This window comes from Kitasatospora sp. NPDC029367, assembly GCF_055569135.1.
In genome coordinates, this window is record NZ_JBVHYH010000026.1 from 86,051 (window position 1) to 105,077 (window position 19,027).

Consider the following 19,027-nt stretch of genomic DNA (forward strand, 5'->3'; position numbering starts at 1 on the left):
CCCCTGCCAGGGGAGGCGGCCGCACCCCGGCCGTCCGTCATGCCCGCCCGTCCTCGTGACGGACGATGCCGGTCACGCCGACCATGAACTCGAGTGCCAGAACCAGAACCTCCGCCACTGCATCGTCCCCTGATCACCCGCCAGAGCCCCGATGAGATCTTCTACATGCACTCACCCTTCATCCAGCGGGCCGGCCGCAGCGCGCGCGGCCGGCCCGTGAACCCCCTCATCCGTGAGCAGTCGGCCCGCCCGATCGGGGTCAGTGGAGGACGTTGCCCGGCTCGTCCAACCACGGGTGGTGTTCGCCGGACACGGTCACGGTCATGCCCAGCCGGGTGAGGTCGGGCTTGCCGTGACGGACCCACCAGCCGTGCGCCGCCGTTACCTCGTCCCACAGGCTCCGTGGGCCGGACTGCGACACGGCGTGCGGGCCGGCCCAGTCGGCGAAGCGGCAGTGGGCATAGGAGGTGCCGTCCCAGACCTCTGCCCGGCCGGTGCCGAACCGGTCGTAGCCGGCCCATACGTCCTGGCGGAACAGGTCCGGCATCCGCAGCCCGATGGCGAACGCGGCATGGGTCTGCTCGGCCACGGCAGCCGGGTCGATCCCGGATGCGCCGCGCCGGATGTCCCCGATGTCGAACTCGCCGCTGTCGGGGCGCTGGTCGCGCACCCACATGAACGAGACGTCCTCGACGAACTGGCCACTGGCCGACCGCCCGTCCTCCGCCACCGTGAGCCGCAGCAACGCGCCGTTGCAGAGCGGCGTGCCGTACGGCACCAGGATGACCCCGCCGGGGGCCGTCTGGTCGATGATCGCCGACGGAAGCCGCTGGACGGCCGCAGTGAAGTGCACCCGGTCGAACGGGGCGCCCTCGGGATGGCCGAGTGTGCCGTCACCGGCGATCACCGTGGACCGCAGGCCAGCGGCATGCAGCCGGTGCCGGGCCCGGCGTGCGAGGTCCGGATCCAGCTCGACGCTGGTCACGTTCTCCGCGCCGACCTGGCGGGACAGCAGGCCCGCTGTCCAGCCGGTGCCGGTGCCCACCTCCAGGACCCGCATGCCCTCGTCCACGTCCAGGTGCCGGAGCATCTGCGCGACCACGGTGGGCATGGAACTGGACGACGACGGAGTGTCCGTCCCGTCGTAGACCTGCGTCACGAGAGCCAGATCCGAGGCAACCAACTCAACCCACTGATCGGGCTGTTCGGCGCGATCGACCCACCTTCCCCCGTGCAGCACCCGGTCCGGCGTGAACAGCTCACGCGGGGTGGTGCGGAACGTCTTCTCCCAGGCGGACGACAGCGCTCCGGACTCCCGGAGCGCGTCGGTCAGTTCGTCCCACGTCATGACGTCCCCTACGGCTTCGACGGCTTGGGCAGATTCTTGGGCGGGGCGTCCCGCTGTCCGTCGTGCGGCGCGGTGTCCGGCTTGCCGGAGTGCCCGCCGCCGCTGCCCCCACCGGCCTTACCCGGGCCGTCCCCGCCCGATCCTCCGCCGTGCTTTCCCATCTGCATTCCCTCCAGCGAATGAATTCTCCGACCAGCAAGGAGCACGTTACGAGAATTCCGGGCAGCCGTTCACCAATATTCCCGATACTGACTAAAGATCTCTGGATTCCTCCCGATAACGCCCCGCCCATTCGCACAGCTGGACCCGGGCGGGGTCACCGAATAGCGCACAGGCCTCGAACGCCGCGAAGATCTCACGATAGTGCAGTAGGTCTCGCGAATCCCGGAACACCATCCGCCCAGTGAACGACTCCATGGTGACGAGGCGGTCGTCGTACATCGTGAAGGTGTTCATCGGACCACGGGCGAGAGGTGTTCCGTACGGGATCACGCCGATCCGAACCGCCCGAAGACGGGAAAGTGACACCAGGCGGTCTATTTGAACAGCCATTTCCAGGGGAGGAACCAGAGCCCAGTTCACCGCCTGTTCCGTCAGCAGGAAAGTGAACGACTTCGATTCGTCATGGAGCACCATTTGGCGCTCCAGCTTCCGGCTCGTGACGACCGCCCTGTCGCCCGGAGAATGACTCAGGCTCGCCCGGATGTACTCGGGCGTCGCCAGCAGGCCGGTGATCATCGCCGGCAGGAAGTACCGCAGCTCTGTCGCGTCTCTCTCCAGCGACAGCAGTTCGGCCTGACGCTTCTCGACGCCTCGCCGCCAGGAAGCGCGCTTGCCCTGCCATTCGGTGTTCGCGGTTCGCGCCAGCGCGGAAACCTCCTGGAGGACGGCGACAGGCACGTCGAGCGCCCTGAGGATGAGCTCCACGTCGACCAGGCTCGGAGTCACCCTTCCGGTCTCGATCTTGCTGATCTTGCTCTGGGACATGCCACAACGCACCGAAAGCCGGTCTCCTGTGAGACCGGCCTCCAGGCGGAGCCTTCTCAGCGTTTCGGCCAGATCCGACTTCGATCTGCCGAGCTGGTCGGGATCGAGGATCACCCATGCTCTTTCAGGTACTCGGCGAAGGGCACGGAATGATCGAGGGCGATTCCCTTCCACTCCTGGTACTGTCGCATGTCGCCGGTGACCAGCTCCCGATTGATCTGGGTCCCGTCCGGGCGAAAATTGAGGTGGACCGCCGAGGACTCGTCGAACAGCCACCAGTCCCGGTCCGGCAGCCCGAAATCCCGGTCCGTCGCATCCAGGATTCGAATGTCCTCACCTGCCTCGATGTTCCCGGGGATCCCCCAAGCGAACTGGTACCGCTGGTAATCCGTCAGGGGCCGACGGACCACCCGGACCCGCCCGATCGCACGCCCCGAAGCGACGAAGCCACGCACGCGTTGGTGCCACGCGGTGTTGTGATCGACCGGCTTCGGCTCCCCGCGAAGGAAGCGGGAAAGGCTCTCGGCCTCCTTGGGCATCGTGTAGGTGGGCTGTACTTCGAGGCGGAACGCTTCACGCCGGTACCGGTCGAAGTGCGCCCTCCACTGCTCACCATCCAAGAGCACGGACGGCCTCCTCCAGGACCTGCCGCGGGATCTCGACGGCAGACTCCCCGGCCGGCACCTTCAGGCCCGCGAAGTGGTCACCCTGGACCACGAAGGTCTCACGGTCGGTGGCATACACATTGGGGCAGTCGTCGTCATCACAGGTCGGACCGTCGAACTTGCCGGTGAGCCTTGTCAGTTGCGGTTGCTCGGCCATGCTGACCCCTTCTCAGGTCGGGCACTTCCCCATCTGCTGCCGACGACGCTAGGGCGGCCCGCCGACCCCTGTCCACGCCGCACCGCAGATATTCCCGACCTGGAATTGAGGATCTTCCCCAGCGGTCGAAGCGTTCGAGCATCGAGCGAAGAGTCGACACAGGAAGTCGGCCGGGCCGACTTCCTGTGCAAGGCGGCGGGTGGAGTCGCGAAACCACGGGAGACCCTGCATGGCTGACCTGGTGACGCCCTCGATCCGACCGCCGGCCAGGGCGGGGGCGAGGACAACGACGGGGGCGCCTGGACGGACGAGGAGACCGCGGCCGTGCGCGAACTGCTCCGGGCCGGGCTGGACCTCTGGGAGCGGGCCGTTCGTGAGTCCGGCACCGGCGAGTCCTGATCGGAGCTCTGACACCCCGGGTTCGGATCAGCCGACGGGGCGTTGCATCAGGACGGTGTCGATCCAACGGCCGTGCTTGTGGCCTGCGTCGGTGAAACCGAAGCGGCGCTGGAAGGGCAGCCCCTGGGTGGTGAGCTCGTCCACCGAGGGGCAGCGGGGTCCCCGCGCGGGGCTCGGGGGTCACGGCTTGGGGAAGGCGGTGGCCATGGCCTTGGTGCGGGTGAGGAAGGCGATGGGGAGGACCGCCAGGGCGGAGAGGCCCTGGAGGACGGCGTACCAGGCCGGGCAGATCCCGGGGATGAGGTCGACGCCGAGGACGGCGAGCGGCATCACGGTGGAGATGGTCCGGATCCGGTCGAAGGCCTTGTAGTCGCCGCCGGCGGCGCGGGCGGTGATCCGCAGGAGCACCGGGGCGAGGGCGGGGAAGATGATCCCGCGGATCCACATGAACGGGGTGGTCGCGTGCCCGGTGGACGCCATCACGGCAACGGTCGCGAGGGTGATCACACCGATCGCGCCGAAGAGCGTGAGGCACTTCTTCGCGGTCGAAAAGGCCTCGTCGGTACCGGAGTTGCCGAGGTTCGCGGTCGCCGTGGTCGCCATTGTTCTGTCCTCCGTGTCGTGGTGAGAACGAATCTACGGAGACGGCGGAAGACACAACACGGGTCTGGCCCCACACCTGGGGTGGGGCTGGACCCACCCCCAGGCCCCAGGGCGAGGGCCTCGCGGGTGCTGCTCCTGCGGGTCAGGCCCCGGCAGGGCTTCGCCCCGCTGGATGGGGCCAGCGGGGCGAAGCGGTCGTCCGACGGTTTCCGGGTCAGCCGCCGGACGGGCTCTTGGGCGCGCCTCCACCGAAGCCGCCGCCACCACCGCCACCTCCGCCGCCGCCGAAGCCGCCGGTAGCGGCGCCCTCGACGAGCTGGGTGGCGTTGTACCCGCCGCTGGAGTCGGGCGTCCCGACCACGGTCACGCTCTGGCCGGGCTGGAGGTCGGCGACCTTGCCCTGCTTGTTGAGCTGGACCTTGGTCGAGTCCCCCGTCGTCACCTTGATCGTGTTGCCGTTGGCGTCGGTCAGGTACACCGTCGAGCCGTCGACGGCCTTGACGGTGCCGCGCGCGAAGCCGCCCTGACCACCGCCCTGACCACCGCCCTGACCCTGACCCTGACCCTGCCCCTGCCCGCCCCGGCGCCCGCCGCCCTGTCCGTAGCCGCCCTGCCCGTAGCCGCCCGCCGCCGAGCCAGCGCCCGGCCCGGCCGCCGAAGCGGCCCGCGCCGAGGGCTTGGCACCGCTGGAACCGCCCTGCCCCTGCTGGTACCAGACCCCGCCCGCGAACGCCCCCGTGGCGATCACGCCGCCCGCGAGGACGAGCGACAGCCACGGCAGCTTCCGCCTCGGCGGCGCCGCCAGCTCCGCGAAGACGTCCCGCGCGTCCGGCGGGGTGGCCAGCAGGGCGACCTGTTCGTCGTGCTCCATCGAAGAAGTGCTCCTACTCGTGCCGGAGGGCGTCGATCGGCCGCAGCGAGGCGGCCCGGTTGGCGGGGTAGCTGCCGAAGAACAGTCCGATGGCGACGGCGATGCCGAAGGCGCCCAGTACGGACTCGGGGATGACCACCGGCTTGATGCCGACGATGCTGAAGTGCGAGCCGACGATCCCCGCCGCCACGCCCAACCCGGCCCCGATCACCGACAGCAGCGTCGATTCGGTCAGGAACTGCCCGAGGATGACGGCCCGGGGCGCGCCGAGCGCCTTGCGGATGCCGATCTCCCTGGTCCGCTCGGTCACCGTCACCAGCATGATGTTGGTGATGCCGATCCCGCCGACCAGCAGCGAGATCGCCGCCACCGCGCCGAGCAGCACGGTGAAGGTCTTGGTCGTGCTCTCCCGCGCGGTGAGCAGCGACGCCTGGTTGGTGATCCGGAAGTCGGCCTTGGTCGGGTCGGTGATCGCGTGCGTCCCGAGCAGCACCCGGGTGATCTCCGACTGCGCCGCCGTCGTGGTGTCGGCGGACGACGCCTGCACCAGGATCTGGTTGACCGCCCCGAATCCGGTGAAGGCGTTCTGCACGGTCGGCAGCGGAGCGATCACCACGTCGTCCGGGTCGGTGAACCCGCTGCCGCCCTTGGCGGCCAGCACGCCCACCACCGTGAACGGCGTCCCGCCGAGCACGATCTTCTTCCCGACCGGGTCCTCGGTGTCGAACAGCTGCTTGGCCGTCGTGGCGCCGAGCACCGCGACCTTGCGCGAGCCGAGCACGTCGTCGGCGGTGAAGTAGTCGCCGTGCGCGACCTTCTGGTTGGAGGTCTCGAAGTACGCGGGGTACGTGCCGACGACCGAGCCCGGGCTGTACGAGATGTTCCCGTACAGCGCCGTCGCGCTCGTCGTGACCACCGGAGCGACGGACTTGATCGCCGACGAGTCCGTGGCGCTCGCCAGCGCCTTGGCGTCGGCGACCGTCAGCTTCTTCACCGAGGAGGTGGCCCGCGACCCGCCGGCCGCCGAACCGGCGCTGACCGTAAGGGAGTTGGTGCCGAGCGAAGTGATCGAGTCCTTCACCGCCTGGGAGGAGCCGTTGCCGACCGCCAGCAGCAGGATCACCGAGGCGACACCGATCAGCACCCCGAGCATGGTGAGCGCGGAGCGCACCTTGTTGGCGGCCAGGCCGCCGACCGCGAAGCGGAGCGTTTGCCAGAGGATCACGCCGGTACTCCCGTCCGGCGCAGCGCGGGCGGGGGCCCGTCGACCGGCGCCTGCCGGACGTCGCTGACGATCTGCCCGTCGACCAGGCGCAGCACCCGCTTGGCGTGCTGGGCGACCTCGTCCTCGTGGGTGATCAGGACGACCGTACGGCCGGTGGCGTTGAGCCCGTCGATCAGGCCCAGCACCTCCTCCGTGGAGCGGCTGTCCAGGTTGCCGGTGGGTTCGTCGGCGAGCAGCATCGCGGGCGCCGTGACCAGCGCCCGGGCCACCGCGACGCGCTGCTGCTGGCCGCCGGAGAGCTGGTTGGGCTTGTGCCCGGCCCGCTCGCCGAGGCCGACCAGGGACAGCGCGGCCATCGCCCGCCGGCGGCGCTCCGCCGCCCGGACGCCCGCGTAGGCGAGCGGCAGCTCGACCTGGGCGAGGGCGGTGGTGCGCGGCACCAGGTTGAAGGACTGGAAGACGAAGCCGATCTTGCGGTTGCGGACCAGTGCGAGCTGCTGCTCGTCGAGGTGGCCGACGTCGGTGCCGTCCAGCAGGTAGCGGCCGGAGGTGGGGATATCGAGGCAGCCGAGGATGTTCATCAGGGTGGACTTGCCGGAGCCCGAACTGCCCATCACGGCGACGTAGTCGCCCTGTTCGATGTCCAGGTCGACGCCGGCCGGTTCGTCCGTCCCGGGCCGGGACGGGCCGCGCAGGGCGTGCACGGTGGCGTCGCCGTGCCCGTACGACTTGGTGAGCCGGCTGATCCGGATCACCGGCACGGGTTTCGCGGGGACGCGCCTGTCGATGACGTGCTGCATGCTCAGCCCTTACCGCCGCGGCCGGCGCCACCCGCACCGCCGGCACCGCCGCCGGTCCCGCCCGGGATGCCGACCGCGCCGCCGTTGCCACCCCGGCCACCGCCGCCACCGCCGCCGCCCAGGCCCGGGAAGGAGCCGTTCGGGAAGCCGTTGTTGCCGCTGGTGGTGGGGAGTTGGACCTTGTCGCCCTCCTTGAGGCCGGAGACCACCTGCACGGTGCTGTCCCCCTCGACGCCCACGCCGACGTCGACCCGCTCGGTGGCCCCGCCCTCGTGCACCACCGTGGCGGTCCGCGAGCTGCCGGTGCCGGACAGCGCCGAGGTCGGCAGCGAGAGCGCGTTGTCCGCCTCGCCGGTGATCACCTGGACGGTCGCGCTGAGACCGGTGCGCAGCGTGCTGGTGTCCCCGTTGAGCTGCAGGGTGGCCGCGTACTGGACGGCGGAGCCACCGGCCGCGCCCCCGGAGGAGGAGCTCGACGGCAGCGAACTGACCGACAGGACGGTCGCGTTGAGCTTGGTGTCGGACTGGGCGTTCAGCGTGACGGTGGCGGCCTCGCCCTTCTTCAACTTGAGCGAGTCCAGCTCGGAGAAGTTGGCGGTGACCTGCATCCCGGTCGGGTTGGTCAGCACGATGAAGCCGCTGGGCGATCCCGAACTCGCGCTGCTGCCGGTGGACTTGGCGGTGGAGGAGGAGGACGAGCCGGAGGCCGTGGCGCCCACCGCGTCCCCGACCTTCGCCGAGATTGAGGCGACCGTGCCGTCCACCGAGGCGGTGAGCGTTGTCCCGGCCAGCGCCGCCTGGGCGTTGGTGAGGGTGGTCTGCGCGGTGGCGACCTGCTGCTGGGCCTGGGCGACGGCCGCGTCGTCGACCTTGGTGGTGGTGATGGTGGTGGTCTGCGGGGCGGGCGTACTGCTCCCGCCCGCCCCGCGGCCCCCACCGGAACCGCTGCCGCCGCTCGCCGGGGGTGTGGCCCCGGGCAGCGGCTCGGTGGTCGTCGTGGTGACGCCTGCCTGGGCCTTGGTGAGGTTGGCGTTCGCCGTGGTGAGCGCGGCCTGGGCGGCGTCCACCTGCTGCTGGGCCGCCGTGGTGTCGACCGTCGCCAGCACCTGGCCCTTCTTGACGGCGTCGCCGACCGCGACCTTGACCGCGGTGAGCCGCCCGCCCGTGGCGAAGTCCTGGGCGGCGTCGGTCGGGGAGGCCAGGGTGCCGGTTCCGGACACCGTGGCCAGGACCGTTCCCTTGGTGACAGTCGCGGTACGGGCGACCGGCTTGGCGGCGGCCGTGCCGCCGCTGCCGTCGAGCGTGGCGTACACCAGGGCCACACCGCCCAGCAGGGCCACGCCGAGCGCGGAGTTGACGAGGACGGCACCGCGCCGCCGTGGGAGCACCTTCATGGCGGACAGCTTCGCCGGGTGCTCTTGCGCTGCCCTGGGCGGCGGCTGGGAGAAGACTGACCGGCCGGATCCGGACATATCTGCCATATCCCCCGGCCCGCGCGGACGGCTTGGCGGGGGCGTGGGCGATCGTTGGCCGAACTCCCAGCGCCCTCCCAGCAATCCCCGGCCATCCGGGAGGGCTTCCTCAGACAGCCCTCAGGCCGGCACCGCACCCGCCTCGCCCCGGGACTCCCCCCACACAGACGCCGCGGGGGCGCACCCCGCCCGGAGCGCGCCCCCGCGGACCGGAAGAGGACCGGCAGCGGACCGGATGAGGACCGAAAGCGGACCGGCAGAACCGCAGCCCGACCTCGGCCGGGCCCCGACCCGCCCCGACCCGCCCCGACCCGACCTCAGCCGTCGATCTCCTTGCGGAAGGCCTCCGCCACCGTCAGGAAGATCGAGTTGCCCTCGGTCTCGCCGATCGAGATCCGCACGCCCTCCGGGAACGGCCGGACGATCACCCCGGCCGCGGCGCAGGCCGCCGCGAAGTCCTGCGAGCGCTCGCCGAGCCCGAGCCAGACGAAGTTGGCCTGCGAGTCCGGGACGTCCCAGCCCTGGGCGCGCAGCCCGGCGACGACCCGGGTGCGCTCGGCGACCAGCGCCTCGACCCGCTCCAGCAGCGCCTCCTCGGCGCGCAGCGAGGCGACCGCGGCGTCCTGGGCGAGCTGGCTGACGCCGAACGGGACGGCGGTCTTGCGCAGCGCGTTGGCGACCGGCTCGTGGGCGATCGCGAAGCCGACCCGCAGGCCCGCCAGACCGTACGCCTTGGAGAAGGTGCGCAGCACGCAGACGTTGGGGCGGTCGCGGTAGAGGTCGATGCCGTTGGGCACCTCGGCGTCGCGGATGAACTCGATGTACGCCTCGTCGACGACGACCAGGACGTCACCGGGGACGGCGTCCAGGAAACGCTCCAGCTCGGCGCGGTGGATCACGTTGCCGGTGGGGTTGTTGGGGTTGCAGACGAAGACCAGCCGGGTGGCCGGGGTGACGGCGGCGAGCATCGCGTCCAGGTCGTGGTCGCCGTTGTCCTTGAGCGGGACCGGGACGGGCGTCGCGCCGGCGATCTGGGTGATGATCGGGTAGGCCTCGAAGGAGCGCCAGGCGAAGATCACCTCGTCGCCCGGGCCGGCCGTGGCGAGCACCAGCGACTGGGCGACGCCGACCGAGCCGGTGCCGAGGGCGATGTGCTCGGCGGGCACGCCGAAGCGCTCGGCGAGGACGGCGGTCAGCTCGCTGACGCCCATGTCCGGGTAGCGGTTGAAGGAGCCGGCCGCCGCGACCGCCGCCTCCAGGACGCCGGGCAGCGGGTTGTTCGGGTTCTCGTTCGAGGACAGCTTGTAGGCGTCGGCGCCGGCCGGCTTGCCGGGCTTGTAGGTGGGGATGCCGTCCAGGCTCGGGCGCAGGCGCGGGCCCGGCGCTGAGGTACCACTGCTCACGGTCGTACTCCTTCGTCTTCTCTGCCGGTCCGCCCGCCCTCGCACGGTCGGGATCGCCGCCGTACCGCGGAACCTGGCCGCGCCCCCGGGAATCCCGGAGCGCGCCCGGACCAACCCCGGTCGGGTGCCTTGCACGATACCGACCGCCCTCACCCGTAGGAGTGAGATGCCCGGACGGGTTACAGGCGCAGATCAGCCATTCTGCCCGGTTCCTTTGGCACATGTCAGAGGTAAGACGGCTGGATTCGGGAGGGGATCGAAGGGGCGCACCCCGGCTCACTCATGGAGAAACGTATCTCCAAAGGCTCCCGATGCGCCGGTCACAGACCCTTGTCAGGAGCCATACGATCGGTCCGCCATGACAGCAGCAGCCAACCAGAGCGGTCGGCGTCCCACCACCTCACGGCGTCTGGAGCGGGCCGGCATCCGGGATGTGGCAGCAGCCGCCGGAGTGTCGATCACCACCGTCTCCGATGCGCTGAACGGAAAGGGCCGCCTGCCCGACGAGACCCGCAGCCGGGTGCGCGAGGTCGCCGAGCGCCTCGGCTACCGCCCCTCGGCCGCAGCCCGCACCCTGCGCACCGGACGGTCCGGCCTGATCGGGCTGACCGTCACGACGTACGGCGAAGAACCCTTCACCTTCACCGAGTTCGCCTACTTCGCCGAGATGGCCCGGGCCGCCACCAGCGCCGCCCTCGGCCGCGGCTACGCGCTGGTCGTGCTGCCCGCCTCCTCCCGCCACGACGTCTGGGGCAACATCGCCCTGGACGGCACCGTGGTGATCGACCCGCCCGACCAGGACCCGCTGGTCAGCGAGCTGTACCGGTCCGGCGTGCCGGTGGTCAGCGACGGCAAGCCCGGCAACTGCCCGGTCACCGCCTGGGTCGACAACGACCACGAGGCCGCCGTGCTCGGCATCCTCGACCACCTCTCCGAGGCCGGCGCCCGCCGGATCGGCCTGCTCACCGGCACCAGCACCGACACCTACACCCGGCTCTCCACCGAGGCCTACCTCGGCTGGTGCGCCAAGGTCGGCCAGGAGCCGGTGTACGAGGCCTACCCCGCGCACGACCCGGCCGCCGGCGCCGTAGCCGCCGACCGGCTGCTCGCCCGGCCGGACCGCCCGGACGCGGTGTACGGCCTGTTCGACCCCAACGGCACCGACCTGCTGGCCGCCGCCCGCCGGTACGGCCTGCGGGTGCCGGACGACCTGCTGCTGGTCACCTGCAGCGAGAGCGACGTCTACGCGGCCACCGAGCCGCCGATCACCACCCTCTCGCTCAAGCCGCGCAAGATCGGCACCACCGTGGTCAACCTCCTCATCGACGCCATCGAAGGGGTCGACTCCGGGACGGGCGTGGACATCGCCCGGCTCTTCCCGCCGCGCTTCCGCACCGCCGGAAACGGCCCGCCCCCCGGCACCCTGATGCCGACCGAGCTGATCGTCCGCGCCTCCTCCCAGCGCCGGAGTCCGCGCACCACCGTCAGCCCGCCGCGCCCCCCGGGCGAGGTGTAGCGCAGTGGGCGGGAGGGCGACGAACAACCGCCGGTACGCCCACGAAAAACCCACGAGACCCTACCGAGCCGGGGCAAAACGGACCCTGCGGGACCGCCCGGCTGACGCTCCGGAGGATTGGATACCCACCAGGTGACGACGGCGGGAGAGTGGTCTTCCTATGATGGGCGAATGACACCCGAGGACCGCTTCCCCGGACCTGAGCACCCCCACTCAGGCCCCCGCCACCAGCCGGACCTCGACGTGCTGCCGTACGGCACCTACTACGAACCCGAACCCGCCCCGGGCTACCAGGGCACCCCGTACGAAGCGGAGACCTACAGCGGCTACGGCGGGGCCCGCTACCTGGAACAGCACTGGCACGACGGCCAGGGGCACGGCCACACCGTGCACGCCCAGGGGCCCGGCCAGGAGCAGCACCACAGCCAGGAGCAGCACCACGACCAGGGCCGGCACCACGGCCAGGTCGGCTACGAAGGCGGCTACGACCAGCAGGACCGGACCGGCTACGAGCCCCAGGACCACGGCGGTTACGAGCCGCAGGACCACGGCGGCTACGAGCCCACCCTGCCCGACCAGCCCTCCCCGGCCCTCCAGCTCACGGACCAGCTCGGCGACCAACTCGGCGACCAACTCGGCGACCAGTTCGGCGACCAGCTCACCGACCGCGACGACCCGCCGACGATCGAGCTCGGCCCGCCGCTGCCCGACCCCGCCGCGCCGACCTACCCGTACCCGGCCCCCGGCCCCGGCGAGCCCCCCGGCCCGGTCTACGTCGTCGGCGACGTGCACGGCTACCTCGAGGAGCTGCGCGCCGAACTCCACCACCAGGGCCTGATCGACGACGGCGGCCACTGGTCCGCCGGCCGCGCCCGGATCTGGTTCCTCGGCGACTTCACCGACCGCGGCCCGGACGGCATCGGCGTCATCGACCTGGTCATGCAGCTCGCCGCGGAGGCCGCCGCGGCCGGCGGCTACTGCCGCGCCCTGATGGGCAATCACGAACTGCTCTTCCTCGGCGCCGCCAAGTACGGCGACGAGCCCGTCCAGTCCACCGCCGGCACCGCCTCCTTCCTCGCCGCCTGGCGGCTCAACGGCGGCCAGCAGAGCGACCTGGACCGGCTGGAGGCCCACCACATCAGCTGGCTCTCCCGGCTGCCCGCCATGGGCCTGGAGGACGGCCACCTGCTGCTGCACTCCGACACCACGGCGTACCTGGAGTACGGCGAGTCCATCCCGGACGTCAACGACGCGGTGCACAGCCTGCTCGCCGACGGCGGCGTGGACGAGTGGTGGGACTGCTTCCGCCGCTTCACCAAGCGCTTCGCCTTCCGCGGCGACGCCGGGCCGACGGCCGTCCATGAGCTGCTGGACACCTTCGGCGGCACCCGGGTCGTGCACGGGCACAGCCCGATCCCGTACCTCACCGGCGCCGTGCACGCGGACGACGGGCAGCCGCCGCACATCCCGGGGCCGTACGTGTACGCGGACGACCTGGCGGTGGCGATGGACGGCGGGGTCACCATGGAGGGCCGGCTGCTGGTCGCACGGCTGCCGATCTGACGACTCCGACGACCCTGACGACGTGACGCTCTGATGGCCTGAGGACCTGACGACCTGACGACCTGACAATCGTCGGCCCCACTGGAACAGTTGTTCCCAGCGCTCGCGCCCCCACGCGCGCGCAGGCCGGGGCGCGAAATTCCGGAAACCGACTGTCAGCACGGGCACACCCGCCCCTACCATGAGGCACACCACACCCGGCCGCCCGTCCGGCGGCCCGCCTCCGCGCCCGCCCCGGCGCCCTGAGGGTGTCCCGCGTCCTCGATGCGGTCCCGCGTCCTCGCCACCGGGCCGGGGGTCCGCATGAACGGGGTCCCCATGTCCAACCCCCCGCCGCTGCTAGCCGAGGACCGCCCGGAGTACGAGCGCCTCCTCGCCGAAGCCCTGCGCGACCGCACCGTCCTCACCGCCCTGCGCGCCCCCGGCGCCCTCGGCACCGACCAGCTCCGCGTCCTCGCCCTGCGCGACGCCGACGCCATCAACACCGCCGCCGCCACCGAGTACGCCCACTACACCGCGCTGCGCGAGACCCTGCGCGCCACGCCCCCGCCGCCGGCCGACGTCGAACCGTACGCCCCCGGCCTGCTCAGCCAGCTGCGCTCCGGCGACGGCGGCGCCGGGCTGTTCCCCGTGCTCACCGTGCTCACCCCGATCCTCGCCTGGGCCGCCGCACTCGTCCTGCTGCTCGTCGGCTACCTGATGCGCGCCGCCGACTCCGGCCTCGCGCTCGCCCGCGCGATGGTCACCGCCGGCTGGGTCGCGCTCGCCGCCGGGGTCGCCGCCATGGCCGTCGGCATCATAGGCCTGCTGCTCACCGCCTTGCGGGACGGCGCCGCCGCCGTCCCGGCCGGCACCGACCCCGAGCTGGCCGCCGAACTCGGCGCCGCCCGCGCGGAGTGGCGCACCGCCCTGCGCGAACGCGGCCTGCTGCCCTACCTCCACGACCACCTGCCCGCCGTCGCGGGCCGCCCGGCCCCCGGCTACACCAGCCCGGACTTCACCAGCCCCGATTTCACCGGCCCGGACTCCACCGGCCCCGACTCGACCGGCCGGGAACCCACCCGCCCCGACTTCACCAGCCCCGGCTACAGCCCGCCGGCCTTCACCAGCCCCGGCCCCGACGGCATCACCGACCCCCAGGGCCGGAGCCCCCGCCCGGCCGCCTTCACCCCGCCCGACTTCACCGGCCCTGGCTACACCCCGCCGGACTTCACCGGACCGGACGAGGTCGGCTGACCACGCTCAGAAGCCGGTCGGCAGCCGCGGCGTGTACGAGCCCTCCAGCGCCGCGCGTTCGGCCGCGTCGAGCCGCACGCCCAGCGCGGCCACCGCGTCGTCCAGGTGCCCCGGCCGGGTCGCGCCCACGACCGGGGCGGTGACCAGCGGATTGCCCAGCACCCAGGCCAGCGCGACCCGCGCCATCGGCACCCCGCGCGCGGCGGCCACCGACTCCACCGCGTCCACGATCGGCCGGTCCACGTCCCCGAAGAACCGCCCGGCCACCGCGTCCCCCGCCGAACGGGCCGTCGCCAGCCCGTACGGTCGGGCCAGCCGCCCCGAGGCCAGCGGGCACCACACCAGGCTGCCCACCCCCTGGTCGGCGAGCAGCGGGAACATCTCCCGCTCCTCCTCCCGCTGCACCAGGCTGTACTGGTGCTGCATCGACACGAAGGCCGGGCCGCCCGCCCGGGCCGCCGCGTGCTGGAGCTTCGCGAACCGCCACGCCCACATCGAGGAGGCGCCCACGTACCGGACCTTCCCCGCCGCCACCACCTCGGCCAGCGCTGCCACCGTCTCCTCCACCGGGGTCGCCGGATCGAAGCGGTGCAGTTGGAACAGGTCCAGGTGGTCGGTGCCCAGCCGGGCGAGCGAACCGTCGACCTGCTCCAGGATCGCCCGCCGGGACAGCCCCGAACCGCCCGGGCCGTCGTGCATCGGCAGCCCCGCCTTGGTCGCCAGGACGACGTCCTCGCGCCGGGTGTAGCGCCGCACCGCGCGGCCGACCAGCTCCTCCGAGGCGCCGCCGCCGTACACGTTGGCGGTGTCCCAGAGGGTGATGCCGAGCTCCACGGCCCGCCGGAAGATCGGCGCCGCCGCGTCCTCGTCCAGCGCCCAGGGGCTGTGGCCGCGGCCGCTGCCGCCGAAGCCCATGCAGCCGAGCGCGATCCGGCTGACCACCAGTTCGGTGCCGCCGAGCCTCCGGTACTCCATGCTGTCGTTCTCCATGCCCACCACCATCCGCCCGTCCGGCAGACCCAGCCAGGCCGTGCCCAGGCTGGCCCCCGCAGGGCCACCCTCCGCACCTCGCTCGCCCGTAGGCTCGTCATATGGGCACACCACTGGGGGACTTCATCCGCGCCAAGCGCGACAGCATCCAACCGGAGACCTTCGGTCTGCCCGACCACGGCCGCCGCCGCTCACCCGGACTGCGCCGCTCCGACCTCGCCCTCCGCGCGGGCATCAGCGTCGAGTACCTGACCCGACTCGAACAGGGCCGGGACCGCAACCCCTCCACCGCCGTGGTCAACACCCTCGCCGACGCCCTCAGCCTCGACCCGGCCGAACGCACCCACCTGCGCTACCTCGCCAAGATCACCGGCGGCGCCTGCCGCGGCCACGTCCGCCCCGCGCCGCCCAGCCGCGAGGTCCGCCCCACCGTCCGCGAGACCCTCCGCCTCCTCGAACCGGGCATCGCCGCCGTCACCAACCGCCTCGGCGACATCCTCGCCCACACCCCCGGCTACGCCGCCGTCCTCGGCGCCGCCGGCCTCCTCGACCACCCCGCCCCCAACCTCACCCGCTACGTCTTCACCGACCCCCGCGCCCGCACCCTCTTCCCCGACTGGGACGACGTCGCCGACGAGCAGGCCTTCGACCTCTGGCTCGGCCCCACCGTCGAGAACTCCGAGTGGCTCAGCACCGAACTCGCCCCCGTCGCCGGCCCCGAGTTCACCCGCCGCCTCGGCAACCAGCTCGTCCCCCGCCGCGGCCCGCTCCGCCTCCAGCACCCGGCCGGCCCCGAACTCCGCCTCCACCGCGAGACCCTGGAGCTCCCCGCCGACGCCCAGCAGCTCCTCGTCCTTCACCCCGCCGACCCCGGGACCGCCGCCCACCTCCAGCAACTGACCCAGCCGGCCCCGGCCCGCCTCCGCGCGATCTCCTGACGCCGAGCGCCCTGCCTCCTGACGCCGGGCGCCCTAACTCCCGGCCGCGGCGGCCACCTCGGCCGTCGCCCGGATGAACTCACGGACGCGTTCGGTGGTGTTGGCCGGCAGCCAGACCGGTCCGCGCTCGATCGGCGGGGCGTCGTGGATCGGGACGTAGGCGAGGTCGGGGCGCGGGTAGTACTGGCGGCAGTACTGGCCGACCGGCAGGACGCCGCGGCCCATCGCGACCAGGCTGAGCATCTCGGAGAAGGTGCTGCCGGACGGGCCCTTGGGGACGGGGCGGCCGGACGGGGTGCGGTCGGGGGTGCGGTCGCGCTTGAAGCCGACCGAGGTGACCGCCGGGTACTGCACCACCGGGTGGTCCCCGAGGACCTCCAGCGACACCGAGGCCTCGGCGGCCAGCGGGTGCCCGGCCGACACCGCCAGGACGCGCTGCTCCCTGAGCAGGACGGGCCCGAGCGACATGCCGTCGAAGGGGTAGGAGGCGACCAGGATGTCGATCGAGCCGTCCTCCAGGCTGGAACGGGAGTTGGAGAGCTGCACCTCCCGGACGTCGACCCAGCAGTCCGGGTGCCGCTCGCCGAACAGCGCGACCGCCCTGAGCAGCACCGGCGCCGTCGACTCCCCGAGGAACGCCACCCGCAGCTCGCCCGTCACCCCGCGCCCGGCGTCCACCGCCCGGCGCACCGCCTCCTCCATCGCGGCCACCACCGGCCCGAGGTCCGCGGCCAGTTGCCGCCCGACCGGGGTGAGCCGGACGGATCGGCTGGTCCGCTCGAACAGCGGCGCGCCGATCCGCCGTTCCAGCTTCCGCACCACCTGGCTGACCCGCCCGGTGGTCAGGCCCAGCAGCTCGCCGGTCCGGCCGAAGTGCAGTTCCTCCGCGAGGGCGAGGAAGACCTCGGTCTCCAGCCGCTCCAGCATGCCGCCCCGCCCCTCCGCACCCAGCATCGTTTAGTCCGACTCAACGATCGTACGGTGATCCGCCATTGATGATCACCCCCGGCCGGAGGATCGTTGAACCCGTCACCGAACGAGAACCCACACCACCGGAGCCGATCACCATGCGCGTCGTCGCCCTCGACCACCTGGTCCTCAACGTCGCCGACATCGAGCGGTCGCTCGCCTTCTACACCGGCCTGCTCGGTCTGGAGCCCGTCCGGGTCGACGAATGGCGGGCCGGCAAGGTCTCCTTCCCCTCCGTCCGGGTCAACGGCGCGACGATCATCGACCTCTTCCACCGCCCCCGCCACGAGTCCAACGTCGACCACATCTGCCTCACCGTCGAACCCCTCGACTGGCAGGAGGTCGTCGACTCCGGCGTCTTCACCGTCCTCGACGGCCCCGGCCCCCGCTACGGCGCCCGCGGCACCGCCACCTCCCTCTACGTCCAGGACCCGGACGGCAACACCGTCGAACTCCGCTGGTACCCGCAGGACGCCACCAGCTGAAAGACCAGGGTGCCGCCCCGGCCCCTCGGGGGAGGACCGGGTCGGCACCCGTGGAACGACCCCCTCAGCCCAGGTCGGCCAGGTGCTCGACCAGCCGGTCGAAGCTGGAGTTGAGCCCCGCCTCCGCCTGCGGCCCGAGGAACATCGCCGGCACGTCGGTCTGGTGCAGCACCACCCTGGTCCGGCCGCCCCCCAGGTCGGCGAAGGTCAGGGTGGAGCGCATGCCCGTTCCGTCCACCGCCATCGTGAACGACTCGTCCGGCCGGATCTCGGTGATCCGCGCCTTCAACGGGTACCGGTCACCGGTCGCCTCGATCACCATGGTGCTGTCGTAACGCCCGCCCACCACCGGCTCGATGGTCACCGTCTCCAGCGGCACGTGGGTGCCCACCGGGCCCCAGAACCGCACGAACTGCTCCGGCTCGACGTACGCCCGGAACACCTCCGCCGGCGTCCCCGGCAGTTCGCGGGTGATGGTCAGCTCGCCCAGGTTCGTGGTCGTCTCGGTCATCTCGGTGTCTCCTCCGTGGTCGCGTCGCCGCTTTCACAGGGGTAGACCGGAGTCGCGTCGAGAACTCATCGCCCTCCGCGGAAATTCTTTTCGACGGCACCTCGACCTGCGGGCCGGACGGCCGTCGGTCAGCCGAACAGGAGTTCCGCGGCCGGGGTGTGGTTCCCGGTCGCCGAGGCGCCGGCCATCGCCGAGGCCGCCGTCGCCGGGGCGGTGCCGGGCGGCACCACCAGCAGCAGGAAGTGGTCCTGGAGACCCCGAGTGACGCTGATCGTCGCGTCGCTGCCGGTGAACCAGTTGATCTTGATCGTCACGCCGTTCGCCTCGATGGACCGGGGCACGCCGTCCCAGGCCGTGGTGTCGAGGCCGACCCGAACGATGCGCCCGAAGTGGGCGCCGAGTGCGGTGATCAGGTCCGGCAGTTCGGCGAGCACGTGGTTCGAGCGGGGCCACCAAGCCCCGTCGAAAACGCCTTCCCGCGACATCGTCGGCTCGAGTTCCAGCCGTGGCAACAGCGGAATGCCGGGCACCGACCACGGCCCGGGAGAAGAAGAGGTGGGGAAAGCGATCGGCATCATGCGAAGCCGCCCGTCCGGTCCACGAGGGACCCGTCACGACCCAGGGCGACGTCGGCGCTGATGCCGGTGTGCGGAATGTCCTTGGTTGTCTCCCACGGTACTCCGCCGCAACCTCCCCCGGGCCGCCAGGACTGGTTCAGCCAGGGACGGATCAGTTCGACGGCCGGAGAGCAGGTCCGACAGCCGAGTCCTCCGGGCGGCGCCGAGAACGGCTGTGGGGGGGGGGGGGGGGGGGGGGGGGGGGGGGGGGGGGGGGGGGGGGGGGAGGGGGGGTGGGGGGGGGGGGGGGGGGGGTTCCCTACGTCCCTGCT

19 protein-coding genes are annotated in these 19,027 nt (G+C 72.2%); 5 read left to right on the top strand and 14 right to left on the bottom strand.

The annotated features are described in order from the left end of the window. Positions 1–259: 259 nt before the first annotated feature. The 10 genes from ACZ4W5_RS16950 to hisC form a co-directional block, all read right to left on the bottom strand. Complete coding sequence (locus tag ACZ4W5_RS16950; RefSeq protein ID WP_465655241.1) at positions 260–1,348, bottom strand: protein-L-isoaspartate O-methyltransferase family protein; 1,089 nt, start codon at positions 1,346–1,348, stop codon at positions 260–262. 252 nt (positions 1,349–1,600) lie between these two features. After that, positions 1,601–2,449 (bottom strand): Scr1 family TA system antitoxin-like transcriptional regulator, encoded by an 849-nt coding sequence (locus ACZ4W5_RS16955; RefSeq protein WP_402481875.1) that lies wholly within the window; start codon positions 2,447–2,449, stop codon positions 1,601–1,603. Next, complete coding sequence (locus ACZ4W5_RS16960) at positions 2,446–2,961, bottom strand: DUF6879 family protein (protein WP_402481877.1); 516 nt, start codon at positions 2,959–2,961, stop codon at positions 2,446–2,448. The genes ACZ4W5_RS16955 and ACZ4W5_RS16960 overlap by 4 nt, the downstream gene beginning before the upstream one ends. Further along, positions 2,945–3,157 (bottom strand): hypothetical protein, encoded by a 213-nt coding sequence (locus ACZ4W5_RS16965; protein WP_402481878.1) that lies wholly within the window; start codon positions 3,155–3,157, stop codon positions 2,945–2,947. Before ACZ4W5_RS16965 ends, ACZ4W5_RS16960 begins: the two co-directional genes overlap by 17 nt. 579 nt (positions 3,158–3,736) lie before the next feature. Beyond that, complete coding sequence (locus ACZ4W5_RS16970; protein WP_465655244.1) at positions 3,737–4,159, bottom strand: hypothetical protein; 423 nt, start codon at positions 4,157–4,159, stop codon at positions 3,737–3,739. A 214-nt stretch (positions 4,160–4,373) separates the two neighbouring features. Further along, the gene (locus ACZ4W5_RS16975; RefSeq protein WP_465655246.1) at positions 4,374–5,030 is read right to left on the bottom strand and encodes a hypothetical protein; all 657 of its coding nucleotides are present in this window, start codon (positions 5,028–5,030) and stop codon (positions 4,374–4,376) included. A gap of 13 nt (positions 5,031–5,043) precedes the next feature. After that, a complete protein-coding gene (locus ACZ4W5_RS16980) occupies positions 5,044–6,255 on the bottom strand; it encodes an ABC transporter permease (RefSeq protein ID WP_465655247.1) in 1,212 nt (403 codons plus the stop codon). Then, positions 6,252–7,055 (bottom strand): ABC transporter ATP-binding protein, encoded by an 804-nt coding sequence (locus ACZ4W5_RS16985; protein ID WP_360243026.1) that lies wholly within the window; start codon positions 7,053–7,055, stop codon positions 6,252–6,254. The genes ACZ4W5_RS16980 and ACZ4W5_RS16985 overlap by 4 nt, the downstream gene beginning before the upstream one ends. Positions 7,056–7,057: 2 nt before the next feature. Beyond that, positions 7,058–8,449: an efflux RND transporter periplasmic adaptor subunit gene (locus ACZ4W5_RS16990; protein WP_465655249.1), complete on the bottom strand. Its 1,392-nt coding sequence runs from the start codon at positions 8,447–8,449 to the stop codon at positions 7,058–7,060. 395 nt (positions 8,450–8,844) lie between these two features. Beyond that, positions 8,845–9,930: a histidinol-phosphate transaminase gene (hisC, locus tag ACZ4W5_RS16995; RefSeq protein ID WP_360243020.1), complete on the bottom strand. Its 1,086-nt coding sequence runs from the start codon at positions 9,928–9,930 to the stop codon at positions 8,845–8,847. A 358-nt stretch (positions 9,931–10,288) separates the two neighbouring features. Between hisC and ACZ4W5_RS17000 the strand changes: the two genes are divergently transcribed. The 3 genes from ACZ4W5_RS17000 to ACZ4W5_RS17010 all read left to right on the top strand — a co-directional run bounded on the left by ACZ4W5_RS17000 (position 10,289) and on the right by ACZ4W5_RS17010 (position 14,245). Continuing rightward, positions 10,289–11,446, top strand: a complete 1,158-nt coding sequence (locus ACZ4W5_RS17000; RefSeq protein WP_360243017.1) for a LacI family DNA-binding transcriptional regulator — start codon at positions 10,289–10,291, stop codon at positions 11,444–11,446. Positions 11,447–11,617: 171 nt separating this feature from the next. Then, the gene (locus ACZ4W5_RS17005; RefSeq protein WP_465655251.1) at positions 11,618–13,009 is read left to right on the top strand and encodes a metallophosphoesterase; all 1,392 of its coding nucleotides are present in this window, start codon (positions 11,618–11,620) and stop codon (positions 13,007–13,009) included. Positions 13,010–13,327: 318 nt separating this feature from the next. Then, positions 13,328–14,245 carry a hypothetical protein gene (locus ACZ4W5_RS17010; protein ID WP_465655253.1) on the top strand — a complete coding sequence of 306 codons (918 nt, stop codon included), beginning with the start codon at positions 13,328–13,330 and terminating at the stop codon, positions 14,243–14,245. Positions 14,246–14,251: 6 nt separating this feature from the next. On the opposite strand, the gene ACZ4W5_RS17015 is transcribed toward ACZ4W5_RS17010, so the two are convergent. Next, positions 14,252–15,220 (bottom strand): aldo/keto reductase, encoded by a 969-nt coding sequence (locus ACZ4W5_RS17015; protein WP_465655261.1) that lies wholly within the window; start codon positions 15,218–15,220, stop codon positions 14,252–14,254. A gap of 116 nt (positions 15,221–15,336) precedes the next feature. Between ACZ4W5_RS17015 and ACZ4W5_RS17020 the strand changes: the two genes are divergently transcribed. Further along, positions 15,337–16,173 (top strand): helix-turn-helix domain-containing protein, encoded by an 837-nt coding sequence (locus tag ACZ4W5_RS17020; protein WP_402481897.1) that lies wholly within the window; start codon positions 15,337–15,339, stop codon positions 16,171–16,173. 33 nt (positions 16,174–16,206) lie between these two features. Here the strand turns inward: ACZ4W5_RS17020 and ACZ4W5_RS17025 are convergent, their stop codons facing one another. After that, positions 16,207–17,127 carry a LysR family transcriptional regulator gene (locus ACZ4W5_RS17025; protein ID WP_360243002.1) on the bottom strand — a complete coding sequence of 307 codons (921 nt, stop codon included), beginning with the start codon at positions 17,125–17,127 and terminating at the stop codon, positions 16,207–16,209. Between the two features lie 113 nt (positions 17,128–17,240). On the opposite strand from ACZ4W5_RS17025, the gene ACZ4W5_RS17030 reads away from it, so the two are divergent. After that, positions 17,241–17,627, top strand: a complete 387-nt coding sequence (locus tag ACZ4W5_RS17030; RefSeq protein WP_360242999.1) for a VOC family protein — start codon at positions 17,241–17,243, stop codon at positions 17,625–17,627. A gap of 64 nt (positions 17,628–17,691) precedes the next feature. On the opposite strand, the gene ACZ4W5_RS17035 is transcribed toward ACZ4W5_RS17030, so the two are convergent. Continuing rightward, positions 17,692–18,138, bottom strand: a complete 447-nt coding sequence (locus ACZ4W5_RS17035) for an SRPBCC family protein (protein ID WP_465655256.1) — start codon at positions 18,136–18,138, stop codon at positions 17,692–17,694. Positions 18,139–18,266: 128 nt separating this feature from the next. Then, the gene (locus tag ACZ4W5_RS17040; protein WP_465655257.1) at positions 18,267–18,716 is read right to left on the bottom strand and encodes a DUF5994 family protein; all 450 of its coding nucleotides are present in this window, start codon (positions 18,714–18,716) and stop codon (positions 18,267–18,269) included. Positions 18,717–19,027 lie beyond the last annotated feature (311 nt).

Excerpts from the sequence above, each read along its gene's own strand:
- ACZ4W5_RS16950 (WP_465655241.1), bottom strand. The coding sequence starts at position 1,348 with ATGACGTGGGACGAACTGACCGACGCGCTCCGGGAGTCCGGAGCGCTG.
- ACZ4W5_RS16965 (WP_402481878.1), bottom strand. The coding sequence starts at position 3,157 with ATGGCCGAGCAACCGCAACTGACAAGGCTCACCGGCAAGTTCGACGGT.
- ACZ4W5_RS16970 (WP_465655244.1), bottom strand. The coding sequence starts at position 4,159 with ATGGCGACCACGGCGACCGCGAACCTCGGCAACTCCGGTACCGACGAG.
- ACZ4W5_RS16975 (WP_465655246.1), bottom strand. The coding sequence starts at position 5,030 with ATGGAGCACGACGAACAGGTCGCCCTGCTGGCCACCCCGCCGGACGCG.
- ACZ4W5_RS16985 (WP_360243026.1), bottom strand. The coding sequence starts at position 7,055 with ATGCAGCACGTCATCGACAGGCGCGTCCCCGCGAAACCCGTGCCGGTG.
- ACZ4W5_RS16990 (WP_465655249.1), bottom strand. The coding sequence starts at position 8,449 with ATGAAGGTGCTCCCACGGCGGCGCGGTGCCGTCCTCGTCAACTCCGCG.
- ACZ4W5_RS17000 (WP_360243017.1), top strand. The coding sequence starts at position 10,289 with ATGACAGCAGCAGCCAACCAGAGCGGTCGGCGTCCCACCACCTCACGG.
- ACZ4W5_RS17005 (WP_465655251.1), top strand. The coding sequence starts at position 11,618 with ATGACACCCGAGGACCGCTTCCCCGGACCTGAGCACCCCCACTCAGGC.
- ACZ4W5_RS17010 (WP_465655253.1), top strand. The coding sequence starts at position 13,328 with ATGTCCAACCCCCCGCCGCTGCTAGCCGAGGACCGCCCGGAGTACGAG.
- ACZ4W5_RS17015 (WP_465655261.1), bottom strand. The coding sequence starts at position 15,220 with ATGGAGTACCGGAGGCTCGGCGGCACCGAACTGGTGGTCAGCCGGATC.
- ACZ4W5_RS17020 (WP_402481897.1), top strand. The coding sequence starts at position 15,337 with ATGGGCACACCACTGGGGGACTTCATCCGCGCCAAGCGCGACAGCATC.
- ACZ4W5_RS17025 (WP_360243002.1), bottom strand. The coding sequence starts at position 17,127 with ATGCTGGGTGCGGAGGGGCGGGGCGGCATGCTGGAGCGGCTGGAGACC.
- ACZ4W5_RS17030 (WP_360242999.1), top strand. The coding sequence starts at position 17,241 with ATGCGCGTCGTCGCCCTCGACCACCTGGTCCTCAACGTCGCCGACATC.
- ACZ4W5_RS17035 (WP_465655256.1), bottom strand. The coding sequence starts at position 18,138 with ATGACCGAGACGACCACGAACCTGGGCGAGCTGACCATCACCCGCGAA.
- ACZ4W5_RS17040 (WP_465655257.1), bottom strand. The coding sequence starts at position 18,716 with ATGATGCCGATCGCTTTCCCCACCTCTTCTTCTCCCGGGCCGTGGTCG.